The sequence below is a fragment of the Acinetobacter legionensis genome (assembly GCF_057165765.1).
This window is the reverse complement of sequence record NZ_CM169896.1, coordinates 3,809,984-3,822,175: the sequence shown is the minus strand read 5'-3', so window position 1 is coordinate 3,822,175 and position 12,192 is coordinate 3,809,984. Positions and strand designations below refer to the sequence as shown.

The following is a 12,192-nucleotide window of genomic DNA, read 5'->3' as shown; positions in this document are numbered from 1 at the left end:
TTCTGAGAATCGATAATTTAACTTAAGCCAACTTTTGTTTGTTTTTTAATCACAAATTGAAACAAGAAAAATAAAATCTAGACTATCTTTTAAAATTATTTTCTTATAAGTTAATTGAATAAAACATGACAAATAAATTTATATAAGGAGGCAATATGATCAGGACGAACACACCATCCTTAGAATTACTATTTTCTCAACTTGGTTTGGCAAATAGTCCAGCAGCAATTGAGTTATATGTACGCACTCATCAATTGCCAGCAAATCTTTCATTACATGAAGCGCCATTTTGGAATAGATCTCAGCGTGACTTGTTAATTAGTCATTTGGTACAAGATGATGATTGGGCGATTTGGATTGATGAGTTAAACCAACAATTGCATCTAGATGCGTATAAGTTAACAGCTTAATGATTTAGTTTTCCCCAGAGCAACAAAAAGATGGCCAAATGGCCATCTTTTCTATTTCGCATCGATCAAATTAGTATTGATCAAAATCAATAAAAAATAGTGTCATTTTGAATGGGCATAATACTGCTGATCAATGCAATTTAGACTGAATCATTTGACTAAACCATGTCTCATTGCGAACAGGTCTAAATGCAGTATGTTGTTGCAGTAATGTTAAATCAAAATCAGTAGTCTTGATATATTTACTCAGCCAGTGACGAGTCAATGCAAATTCATTTTTACTCACAGATGCATAAGCCAACATAAAGTAAATATCAGCATGATGATGTTGCGCCAGTGGTTTTAATATCTGCTGAGTAATCAATGCATAACGTGATTCTTTAGTCAATTCAAAGTAAATCATATAGGCTTTGGCCAAATGCAAAGAAAGCTGAATGTACACTGACATTGGCATTTCTTCATATTCAAATCGTGCAGTTTCAAGCAACACAATTGCTTCTTGCAAAAAATGGATTTGTTCCTGCTTTGAATGACTTTTAGTGACCAGCTGTAAGCGTAAGTCCCCACGTTCAAGTGCAAGTTCAGGTGTATTGCCTGACAAATACAATTGATCTGTTTCCCCAATACGCGAGATGATTTGTTTTGTATTATCAAACATGTGCTGAATCCTCTGAATTTATGAAGAGTATTATGAGGCCTATTTCAATAATTTAAAGCTTGGCGCATAGAGATACAGCATTGCAAATTCGAAAACTGAGTATATTACAACACTGTATTGTCACTTCTTAGCCATGCGGTAATTGATAATCGCTGATGTTTGGCTTCTAGCACTTCATGTAATAAATCACTTTGGAACATAGCAATACGATTAGGCTGGGGTTCTATAATATGCCACACATTATTTTTATCCTGTAAGTGTAACTTTCCACCCCAGTCATCCTGCCATTCTTGGTGTAAATAATACACCGTAGAAATCATACGGCCATTTTTACCATGTGGATTATCACGATGAAGTGCATAGAATTCCCCAGCGTTATAGCAGGCAAAATGTGCTTCTACATCCTGAATGCCTAAATAAAATGAGTAGTTTAAAATTTGCGAGAGTTGTTTAAGTGCATCAATATGTTGTTGTGCGATCGTAAGCTCTTCATTGATCCACAAGATATGGTCGCTGCGAATATTGCTGATCACACCATTTTGAATTGCTGCTTCACGAAAGCGATTTAAATTTGAAGTACATTCTGCAACCAGTTCAAGTCCGTATTCAGCGGAGTAAGCATTATCAATGATGGTAAATCCATGTTGATCTAAATCATCAAGAATTTGATCAACATTCCATGACTTTGGGAGTAGCAGGGCTTCCATAAATTACCAAAAAATAGTGCAATAAAGATATGTTGTTATATTAGAACAAACGATGGACAGTGAAGAAATATTTTTTCGTGTTAAAATGATTATTGAACTCAGGAATTAATCGAAACATGAATTACCGTCACCATTTCCATGCAGGCAACTTTGCCGATGTCATGAAACATGTGTTATTGCTGCAACTTTTGACACGTCTAAATACTAAAGACAAACCATATCGCTATATAGATACACATGGTGGTGCAGGTAAATATGATTTATCTACTTCTGAAGCACAAAAATCAGGAGAATTCTTAACCGGTATTCATCGTCTGGTTAAGCTTGATGAGTCGATTAAACGTAATGCGCCTGAAGGTGTAAAACAATATCTTAAAATTGTTGAAGATATGCGTGCAGGTTCAGGTAAAGGTGCTTATCCAGGTTCACCTTGGTTTGCGCTTGAAGGCATGCGTGATATTGATAAAGCGACTATTTTTGAAATGCAGCGTGATGTGTTTCAACAATTGTATTTTAATATTCGTGATAAACGCGCGGGTTTACATGAGCGTGATGCTTATGAAGGCCTTTTGGGGGTTATTCCACCCAAAGAAAAACGTGGTTTGGTGATGATCGATCCACCTTATGAATTAGAACGTAAGGACTTTCCGCAACTGGTCGAGTTGATTGCCACTGCACATAAAAAATGGCCAACAGGTGTATTTGCAATTTGGTATCCAATTAAAGACCGTGCCATGATTGATCGTTTTGAAAAGAAAATGATGAAAACAGGGATTCGCCGTCAGTTGGTCTGTGAAGTTTGTGTTTGGCCAGATGACACACCAGTTGGGTTGAATGGTTGTGGTTTGTTGGTGATTAACCCACCTTGGAAATTCTCTAACGATGCTGATGAGGCATTGCAATGGTTGTTCCCACATTTACGTATGAGTGAAAATGGTGGACATGCTGCTGTTCGCTGGTTAGTGGGTGAATGATCCATTCGATTGGATATCAACAGAAACATGAACGATGGTGTGAATTACAAATTAAGACGAAATAAATTGAGTAATTCACATCAATTTCACTTAAAAATGAATGTGATAAAATATTTAAGTGAGATATCAACAGCTCTATCAGAGCCATAGATAGGATTCAAAAAATGACAAATATAAATAAACCAGAAAGCCCAAACTCTTCTAATCAAGACCATGGATTTGATGGCATTACTTTTGAAGTGGAAGAAGAAGAGCATACCCATGAAGGGCAGAAGGTCAAACGTCGCGGAATCTATTTGTGGCCAAACCTGATTACAACTTCTGCGTTGTTATCTGGCTTTTATTCGATTATTGCTAGTATGAATGGTGACTTCACTCAAGCTGTTTATGCAATATTCCTTGCAGCACTATTTGATGGTTTGGATGGTCGTGTTGCTCGTGCAATTGGTGCACAAAGTGCTTTTGGTGAACAATTCGATTCACTTTCAGATTTGTTGGCATTTGGTGTTGCCCCTGCGATTTTAATGTATAGCTGGAGTTTGCATGATCTAGGGCGGATTGGCTTGGCTGCTTGTTTTGTTTATACCGCATGTGCTGCATTTCGTTTAGCACGCTTTAATGTACAAATTGGTGTGGTCGATAAGCGTTATTTCATTGGTGTCGCAAGCCCATTAGCAGCGATTATTATTATTGCATGGGTATGGGTTGGACAAGATTTTACCTATATTTTTGATTTAAAAGATGTTGCGATTCAAGCGACCAATGCATTTGTTATCATTGCAGTAGGTTTGTTGATGATTTCAAATATCAAATATTATTCTTTTAAAACTGTAGACCGCAAACGTGTTCCATTCTTTGTATTGCCTATAGCAGTTTTTATCCTTGCAGCAATCACTTATAATATTCCTGTAGGGATTTTAGTCATTTCGATTATCTATGCGATTTCTGGTTTTGTGACAACATTCTTAGCGAGAAAGAATAATGTTGAATAAAGTGTAAAAAGATAAAAGGGTAAGGGGGCTTGATATGCGGTTGTTTCAAGATTTCTTAGATCAGTCTAAACAGCTGAATCAAGCTCAAACGCCTATAGAACTTTGCTGTCATCCCCCTCAAGACAGATATAAAATTATTCATCAAAAATTAGTGCTTGCCGATCTACCTGCACCATTGCATTACCTCAATTTTTTTAGTTTGATTGGACAGCCCAATAGTCCTGTTTTTTGCAATAACAATGAAATCTCGACAACTGCTTTAGATACAGCAACCCTGCTGGTCAGCTCTAGCCCTCATATGGTGGGGCAGCTAAGCTCATACTCAATTCAGCATGAATGCCAATTTCACACCGATGAAAATTGCAATGTAACCTATGCGTTTGGTCAAAAAGAAAAAGTGTTTGGAAAAGTTCCTCATTTTACTTTTCAAAGACTAGATGACGAATTGAGTGTGAATTTAAGTATTACGACATTGCCTTTAATTTCTCATTTTATTCATTTGAAATTTGGATTTGCGCAGCACTGGTCTTTGGTTGCGCACTGTAAAGGGACAATTCAATACAAAGATCAAAATTATGAAATTGAACAAAATGCTGTTTTTGAATATATGAAAACAGTAAATTTCCCTTATCTACCTTATGCACTATATACATATCAATTGATTCAAGTGAATGATGAATTACAGATTATTTTTATGCATAGTCGTGATCAGATGAATAATATTTTACATTCACGTATCTATATTCGAGATATTCAAAACAATGAAACAAAAATGCTTGATCGACAGGTCTGTTTCAATATTCACCGTGTGTTCCCTAAAGTCACAACAGTAAATCATCAGGAGATGTATTTACCACGCGAGTTCGAATGGCAATATCAAGATGAAAATACCAAAATTGATATTCAAGCACAAAGTCGTGGGGATTATAAATTTGGTTTAGCCGCGGGTTATGTTGGAAGTTTTTTTTATCAACTACATCTAAATGAAGAATATTATCAAGGTGAGAGTGGTTACTGTGAATATATAGATTGTCGTCCTTTAAAATGGCAGGAAATAGACAAAGACAATAAGTTATCAAACAAATCGAGCAATCCAGTGCTGATAATGCTTAAAAAATAGCTCAAAAAACAAAAAAAAGATCAATTTAGAATAATAAATAAGCAAGTGATAGAAAAAATGAAAAATAATTAAAAAAAGGGGTTGTGTTGGATTGTTAATGCTGTAGAATGCACATCCATCGGCGGTGATGTTAAATAAAACTTCTGATAAATCAGGCACTTGATTAAGTTGTTAAGATTTCGAATTGAGATTTTAAGATGAGATTGGAGTTGGGTTTGTTGGAAAAAATAATTAACATTATAGATTGACTTTTTAGAGATAGAGAGTAGTATAGCCGACCTAGCTTGATGCTGACGAAGCATTGAGAAGATCATTAAGAGAATATGAAGAACAACTTGTGTGGATTTTTACTAATTGATTGATCGAAATATTATCATTGATTGATTGGTTTAAATTACTCGAAGTTTATTTGAGAGAATTTGTCAGTACATTGATGAGCCAGAATTGTGACCTTAAGTCACTAATGATTTTTAACTGAAGAGTTTGATCATGGCTCAGATTGAACGCTGGCGGCAGGCTTAACACATGCAAGTCGAGCGGGGGAGATTGCTTCGGTAATTGACCTAGCGGCGGACGGGTGAGTAATACTTAGGAATCTGCCTATTAATGGGGGACAACATCTCGAAAGGGATGCTAATACCGCATACGCCCTACGGGGGAAAGCAGGGGATCACTTGTGACCTTGCGTTAATAGATGAGCCTAAGTCGGATTAGCTAGTTGGTGGGGTAAAGGCCTACCAAGGCGACGATCTGTAGCGGGTCTGAGAGGATGATCCGCCACACTGGGACTGAGACACGGCCCAGACTCCTACGGGAGGCAGCAGTGGGGAATATTGGACAATGGGGGGAACCCTGATCCAGCCATGCCGCGTGTGTGAAGAAGGCCTTATGGTTGTAAAGCACTTTAAGCGAGGAGGAGGCTCTTCTAGTTAATACCTAGGATGAGTGGACGTTACTCGCAGAATAAGCACCGGCTAACTCTGTGCCAGCAGCCGCGGTAATACAGAGGGTGCGAGCGTTAATCGGATTTACTGGGCGTAAAGCGTGCGTAGGCGGCTTTTTAAGTCGGATGTGAAATCCCCGAGCTTAACTTGGGAATTGCATTCGATACTGGGAAGCTAGAGTATGGGAGAGGATGGTAGAATTCCAGGTGTAGCGGTGAAATGCGTAGAGATCTGGAGGAATACCGATGGCGAAGGCAGCCATCTGGCCTAATACTGACGCTGAGGTACGAAAGCATGGGGAGCAAACAGGATTAGATACCCTGGTAGTCCATGCCGTAAACGATGTCTACTAGCCGTTGGGGCCTTTGAGGCTTTAGTGGCGCAGCTAACGCGATAAGTAGACCGCCTGGGGAGTACGGTCGCAAGACTAAAACTCAAATGAATTGACGGGGGCCCGCACAAGCGGTGGAGCATGTGGTTTAATTCGATGCAACGCGAAGAACCTTACCTGGTCTTGACATAGTAAGAACTTTCCAGAGATGGATTGGTGCCTTCGGGAACTTACATACAGGTGCTGCATGGCTGTCGTCAGCTCGTGTCGTGAGATGTTGGGTTAAGTCCCGCAACGAGCGCAACCCTTTTCCTTATTTGCCAGCACTTCGGGTGGGAACTTTAAGGATACTGCCAGTGACAAACTGGAGGAAGGCGGGGACGACGTCAAGTCATCATGGCCCTTACGACCAGGGCTACACACGTGCTACAATGGTCGGTACAAAGGGTTGCTACCTAGCGATAGGATGCTAATCTCAAAAAGCCGATCGTAGTCCGGATTGGAGTCTGCAACTCGACTCCATGAAGTCGGAATCGCTAGTAATCGCGGATCAGAATGCCGCGGTGAATACGTTCCCGGGCCTTGTACACACCGCCCGTCACACCATGGGAGTTTGTTGCACCAGAAGTAGGTAGTCTAACCGTAAGGAGGACGCTTACCACGGTGTGGCCGATGACTGGGGTGAAGTCGTAACAAGGTAGCCGTAGGGGAACCTGCGGCTGGATCACCTCCTTAACGAAAGATTGACGATTGGTAAGAATCCACAACAAGTTGTTCTTCATTGATGTATCTGAGGGTCTGTAGCTCAGTTGGTTAGAGCACACGCTTGATAAGCGTGGGGTCACAAGTTCAAGTCTTGTCAGACCCACCAAGTCTACTGAACACAGAAGAGCAGATATATTAAGATCTTAAGCTGGGGACTTAGCTTAGTTGGTAGAGCGCCTGCTTTGCACGCAGGAGGTCAACGGTTCGACTCCGTTAGTCTCCACCACTAATTACAGACTAAGTGATTACAGAACTTAGTAAGCCGATAGCTTATTAAGTTCTGTGATTTATCACAGTTAACTACTCGCTGACGAGGCGGTAGTGAATCATTAACAGAATATATTTGAGTTGAAATAATTGTTTAACTCGTTTTAGTTGATGTTAGCAAGCAATTGTTAATATTGAATGAAATGAGAACTAGCGATAAAACTGAATCAAGCGTTTTGGTATATGAATTAAATTGAAGCTGTATAGTGATTAAATTCACAGGCAACAAATAGAAGTGGTTGAATCCATATTGTTGATCCTCCTTGTAGGGATTAGCGACTGTTTGGGGTTGTATAGTCAAGTAATTAAGTGCATGTGGTGGATGCCTTGGCAGTCAGAGGCGATGAAAGACGTAATAGCCTGCGATAAGCTTCGGGGAGGCGGCAAATATCCTGTGATCCGGAGATTTCTGAATGGGGAAACCCACTTACCATAAGGTAGGTATCGCATGATGAATACATAGTCATGCGAGGCGAACGAGGGGAAGTGAAACATCTCAGTACCCTTAGGAAAAGAAATCAATTGAGATTCCCTCAGTAGCGGCGAGCGAACGGGGATCAGCCCATTAAGTTATATGTGTTTTAGCGGAAAGCTCTGGGAAGTGCTACCGTAGAGGGTGATAGTCCCGTACACGAAAGGGCACATATAATGATGACGAGTAGGGCGAGGCACGTGAAACCTTGTCTGAATATGGGGGGACCATCCTCCAAGGCTAAATACTCCTGACTGACCGATAGTGAACCAGTACCGTGAGGGAAAGGCGAAAAGAACCCCTGTGAGGGGAGTGAAATAGATCCTGAAACCGCATGCATACAAGCAGTGGGAGCCGACTTGTTCGGTGACTGCGTACCTTTTGTATAATGGGTCAGCGACTTATATTCAGTAGCAAGGTTAACCGTATAGGGGAGCCGTAGAGAAATCGAGTCTTAATAGGGCGTTTAGTTGCTGGGTATAGACCCGAAACCGGGTGATCTATCCATGAGCAGGTTGAAGGTTGGGTAACACTAACTGGAGGACCGAACCCACTGTCGTTGAAAAGCCAGGGGATGACTTGTGGATAGGGGTGAAAGGCTAATCAAACTCGGTGATAGCTGGTTCTCCCCGAAAGCTATTTAGGTAGCGCCTCGGACGAATACCATAGGGGGTAGAGCACTGTTTCGGCTAGGGGGTCATCCCGACTTACCAAACCGATGCAAACTCCGAATACCTATGAGTACTATCCGGGAGACAGACTGCGGGTGCTAACGTCCGTAGTCAAGAGGAAAACAATCCAGACCGCCAGCTAAGGCCCCAAAATTATAGTTAAGTGGGAAACGATGTGGGAAGGCATAGACAGCTAGGAGGTTGGCTTAGAAGCAGCCACCCTTTAAAGAAAGCGTAATAGCTCACTAGTCGAGTCGGCCTGCGCGGAAGATGTAACGGGGCTAAAACTATATGCCGAAGCTGCGGATGTATACTTAGTATACGTGGTAGGGGAGCGTTCTGTAAGCCGATGAAGGTGTATTGAGAAGTATGCTGGAGGTATCAGAAGTGCGAATGCTGACGTGAGTAACGACAATGCGAGTGAAAAACTCGCACGCTGAAAGACCAAGGGTTCCAGTCCAACGTTAATCGGGGCTGGGTGAGTCGACCCCTAAGGCGAGGCCGAGAGGCGTAGTCGATGGGAAATTGGTTAATATTCCAATACTTCTGTGTAATGCGATGAGAGGACGGAGAAAGTTAAGTCAGCCTGGCGTTGGTTGTCCAGGTGAAAGGCAGTAGGCATGCATCTTAGGCAAATCCGGGGTGCTCTATGCTGAGAGCTGATAGCAAGCTAGTTTACTAGCGAAGTGGCTGATACTATGCTTCCAGGAAAAGTCTCTAAGCTTCAGTTACACAGGAATCGTACCCGAAACCGACACAGGTGGTCAGGTCGAGTAGACCAAAGCGCTTGAGAGAACTCTGCTGAAGGAACTAGGCAAAATGGTACCGTAACTTCGGGAGAAGGTACGCTGCTGACGGTGATAGGACTTGCTCCTTGAGCTATTGGCAGCCACAGAAACCAGGCCCCTGCAACTGTTTATTAAAAACATAGCACTCTGCAAACACGAAAGTGGACGTATAGGGTGTGATGCCTGCCCGGTGCTGGAAGGTTAATTGATGGGGTTAGCGTAAGCGAAGCTCTTGATCGAAGCCCCAGTAAACGGCGGCCGTAACTATAACGGTCCTAAGGTAGCGAAATTCCTTGTCGGGTAAGTTCCGACCTGCACGAATGGCATAATGATGGGGGCGCTGTCTCCAGCAGAGACTCAGTGAAATCGAATTCGCCGTGAAGATGCGGTGTACCCGCGGCTAGACGGAAAGACCCCGTGAACCTTTACTGCAGCTTGACATTGAACTTTGATCTTACTTGTGTAGGATAGGTGGGAGGCTTTGAAGTAGTGACGCCAGTTGCTATGGAGCCATCCTTGAAATACCACCCTGGTAATATTGAGGTTCTAACTCTGTCCCGTTATCCGGGACGAGGACCATGTCTGGTGGGTAGTTTGACTGGGGCGGTCTCCTCCTAAAGAGTAACGGAGGAGTACGAAGGTGCGCTCAGCGTGGTCGGAAATCACGCGTAGAGTATAAAGGCAAAAGCGCGCTTAACTGCGAGACCCACAAGTCGAGCAGGTACGAAAGTAGGTCTTAGTGATCCGGTGGTTCTGTATGGAAGGGCCATCGCTCAACGGATAAAAGGTACTCTGGGGATAACAGGCTGATACCGCCCAAGAGTTCATATCGACGGCGGTGTTTGGCACCTCGATGTCGGCTCATCTCATCCTGGGGCTGAAGCAGGTCCCAAGGGTATGGCTGTTCGCCATTTAAAGAGGTACGCGAGCTGGGTTTAGAACGTCGTGAGACAGTTCGGTCCCTATCTACCGTGGGCGTTGGAAATTTGAGAGGATCTGCTCCTAGTACGAGAGGACCAGAGTGGACGAACCTCTGGTGTACCGGTTGTGACGCCAGTCGCATCGCCGGGTAGCTATGTTCGGAAGGGATAACCGCTGAAAGCATCTAAGCGGGAAGCCTACCTCAAGATAAGATTTCCCTAGGACTTTATGTCCTCTAAAGAGCCGTTGAAGACTACGACGTTGATAGGTTGGATGTGGAAGTGCGGTGACGCATGAAGCTGACCAATACTAATTGCTCGTGAGGCTTGACTATACAACACCCAAGCAGTTGTATACGAACTTCGAAAGAAGTAAGCATCATTTGATTCATAAAAGATCAAACATACTTGATTTAGTTGTAAAGCTAGTTAAAATATTCAACTCAAATGTTCTGTTAAACTCATTTGGTACGAAGTAAGGCATTTAAATAAGACCCGAACAAGTCCATAACAGTTTGCTGGCGACAATAGCAAGAGTGAACCACCTGATCCCTTCCCGAACTCAGAAGTGAAACCTCTTAGCGCTGATGGTAGTGTGGGGTTACCCATGTGAGAGTAAGTCATCGCCAGCTTTTAAATCTAAAACACCCCGGTCTCGTTAGAGAACGGGGTGTTTTTTTATGTGCGCTGTTTAGTGGCATAATGAAATAGAAATGTTTGGAAGAAAATATAAAAGCTCTATTCTTCAAAATAGAGCTTCAGGTAAAAGCGTTATTTAAGTTGTCTTCGGGCATGTTTTAATGCTGTTCTTAAGCCTTCTTCCAAAGTTGGATGATAAAAAGGTTTTGCTAATACTTCATCAATTGTTAGTTCTTCGGAAATGATCCAAGAGAGTAAGTGAGTCATATGTTCAGCAGATTCAACAAAAAGTTCAGCACCTAAGAGTTTTCTGCTTTGCTGATCTACATAAACTTCAGCAGCACCTTTATTTTTACCTAAAACCAATGCACGACCTTGCTTTTCATAAGAAGCAAAACCTGTAATAAAATCTATGTTTGATTTTGATAGTGAGGCAAAGCTTTGACCAGCAATTCCCATTTCAGGACTACAGAACACGATACCTAAAGGTGATAGGTTATTTAAGTTGTATACATTGGGGAAATTTAAACAACTTGAAATGACATTTCTTCCTTCATTCGCAGCCTCATGTTGTAAAGGTGTTTGAGTGAAAGCATCACCAATAATAAATATTGGAAAATCAGCCAATTGTTTAGTGTTGTGATGAACCGGTAATTGTTTTAAATCTGAGAATGCCTGATCAATATTTTCGAGGGATAAGGTTGATAAGTTTGTAGCACGACCAGTCGCATTTAAAATATAGTCAACCTGTATGGATTTAGACTCATTATTTTCGATAAATGATATTTCAACACCATTTTCAAGATCTTGAATTGAATCAGGTAAAACTTCAAATTTTATATTAAGTTCTTTGGATAATTCCGTTTGTGCAATTTCTTGTAAATTAGGGCTACTCAATACCCCTACTTTTTTGCTTCTTGCAAAAATAGTCGTATTTACGCCTAAGCGATGCATTGCTTGAGCCATTTCAATTGCAATCACACCACTACCGATTACGGCAATAGATTTAGGCAAAGTCTCAAGTTCAAATACTTCATCCGATGTGATCAGTTTATTGCCTATTTTATTTTTCCAATCCTGGTTATAAGTCGGTGTTGAGCCTACAGCAAGAATAAATGATTTAGATTGATAATGTTTTCCATCGACCTCAACCGTATTTGCATTTACAAATTTAGCTTCGCCATCAATTTTATGTGCAGTTTCCCAACTTTCTACATCTTTAAGCGTCGCACGAGCAAAGCGGTCACGTAAATTTCTGACATGTTGCATAACTTGACGTGTATCGATCTCTGCTTTTACCTCTAAAGCGACTTCTTTAGCATTTTGAATGTCATACATTCGATTTGCAGTTGAAATGAGAACTTTACTTGGCATACAGCCAACACGGACACAGGTTGTATCCCATGGACCTTTATTGATAATCAGTATGTTAGATGTATATTTGATTGCTTCTTTATATGCACTAATACCTGCTGTACCTGCGCCGATGATGATGATGTCGTACATGATATAAACCTAATTGTGAATAATAGTA

At 41.5% G+C, this 12,192-nt stretch carries 7 protein-coding genes, 2 tRNA genes and 3 rRNA genes; 9 read left to right on the top strand and 3 right to left on the bottom strand.

Translation table 11 applies throughout. The features are described from left to right. The first annotated feature begins 155 nt into the window (after window positions 1-155). Window positions 156-410, top strand: a complete 255-nt coding sequence (locus tag AC2G3J_RS17380; protein WP_336952148.1) for a DUF2789 family protein — start codon at window positions 156-158, stop codon at window positions 408-410. 130 nt (window positions 411-540) lie between these two features. Here the strand turns inward: AC2G3J_RS17380 and AC2G3J_RS17375 are convergent, their stop codons facing one another. Together AC2G3J_RS17375 and AC2G3J_RS17370 are read right to left on the bottom strand one after the other, a co-directional pair. After that, complete coding sequence (locus tag AC2G3J_RS17375) at window positions 541-1,068, bottom strand: hypothetical protein (protein WP_336952147.1); 528 nt, start codon at window positions 1,066-1,068, stop codon at window positions 541-543. Between the two features lie 104 nt (window positions 1,069-1,172). Further along, the gene (locus AC2G3J_RS17370; RefSeq protein ID WP_483770371.1) at window positions 1,173-1,775 is read right to left on the bottom strand and encodes a 2OG-Fe(II) oxygenase; all 603 of its coding nucleotides are present in this window, start codon (window positions 1,773-1,775) and stop codon (window positions 1,173-1,175) included. Window positions 1,776-1,891: 116 nt separating this feature from the next. Here AC2G3J_RS17370 and AC2G3J_RS17365 point away from each other — a divergent pair, with 116 nt between their 5' ends. The 8 genes from AC2G3J_RS17365 to rrf all read left to right on the top strand — a co-directional run bounded on the left by AC2G3J_RS17365 (window position 1,892) and on the right by rrf (window position 10,651). After that, window positions 1,892-2,749, top strand: coding sequence for a 23S rRNA (adenine(2030)-N(6))-methyltransferase RlmJ (locus AC2G3J_RS17365; RefSeq protein ID WP_004717951.1), 858 nt, complete (start codon window positions 1,892-1,894; stop codon window positions 2,747-2,749). Window positions 2,750-2,913: 164 nt separating this feature from the next. After that, window positions 2,914-3,741, top strand: a complete 828-nt coding sequence (pssA, locus tag AC2G3J_RS17360) for a CDP-diacylglycerol--serine O-phosphatidyltransferase (RefSeq protein WP_483770370.1) — start codon at window positions 2,914-2,916, stop codon at window positions 3,739-3,741. 34 nt (window positions 3,742-3,775) lie between these two features. Next, on the top strand, window positions 3,776-4,861 hold the full coding sequence (locus AC2G3J_RS17355; protein ID WP_419358891.1) for a DUF6670 family protein: 1,086 nt from the start codon (window positions 3,776-3,778) through the stop codon (window positions 4,859-4,861). 471 nt (window positions 4,862-5,332) lie between these two features. After that, a 16S ribosomal RNA gene (locus AC2G3J_RS17350) occupies window positions 5,333-6,871 on the top strand. 59 nt (window positions 6,872-6,930) lie between these two features. Further along, a tRNA-Ile gene (locus AC2G3J_RS17345) sits at window positions 6,931-7,007 on the top strand. A gap of 44 nt (window positions 7,008-7,051) precedes the next feature. Beyond that, window positions 7,052-7,127: transfer RNA gene (locus tag AC2G3J_RS17340), tRNA-Ala, on the top strand. A 336-nt stretch (window positions 7,128-7,463) separates the two neighbouring features. Beyond that, a 23S ribosomal RNA gene (locus AC2G3J_RS17335) occupies window positions 7,464-10,354 on the top strand. A 182-nt stretch (window positions 10,355-10,536) separates the two neighbouring features. Beyond that, window positions 10,537-10,651 (top strand): 5S ribosomal RNA (gene rrf / locus AC2G3J_RS17330). The 16S, 23S and 5S rRNA genes sit together here with 2 tRNA genes alongside, the layout of an rRNA operon. Window positions 10,652-10,790: 139 nt before the next feature. Here the strand turns inward: rrf and AC2G3J_RS17325 are convergent. Beyond that, window positions 10,791-12,164 (bottom strand): dihydrolipoyl dehydrogenase, encoded by a 1,374-nt coding sequence (locus AC2G3J_RS17325; protein ID WP_419328697.1) that lies wholly within the window; start codon window positions 12,162-12,164, stop codon window positions 10,791-10,793. Window positions 12,165-12,192: the final 28 nt, after the last annotated feature.

What these genes read in the sequence shown, in the direction of transcription:
- AC2G3J_RS17380 (WP_336952148.1), top strand. Translation starts at nt 156, where the DNA reads ATGATCAGGACGAACACACCATCCTTAGAATTACTATTTTCTCAACTT.
- AC2G3J_RS17375 (WP_336952147.1), bottom strand. Translation starts at nt 1,068, where the DNA reads ATGTTTGATAATACAAAACAAATCATCTCGCGTATTGGGGAAACAGAT.
- AC2G3J_RS17370 (WP_483770371.1), bottom strand. Translation starts at nt 1,775, where the DNA reads ATGGAAGCCCTGCTACTCCCAAAGTCATGGAATGTTGATCAAATTCTT.
- AC2G3J_RS17365 (WP_004717951.1), top strand. Translation starts at nt 1,892, where the DNA reads ATGAATTACCGTCACCATTTCCATGCAGGCAACTTTGCCGATGTCATG.
- pssA (WP_483770370.1), top strand. Translation starts at nt 2,914, where the DNA reads ATGACAAATATAAATAAACCAGAAAGCCCAAACTCTTCTAATCAAGAC.
- AC2G3J_RS17355 (WP_419358891.1), top strand. Translation starts at nt 3,776, where the DNA reads ATGCGGTTGTTTCAAGATTTCTTAGATCAGTCTAAACAGCTGAATCAA.
- AC2G3J_RS17325 (WP_419328697.1), bottom strand. Translation starts at nt 12,164, where the DNA reads ATGTACGACATCATCATCATCGGCGCAGGTACAGCAGGTATTAGTGCA.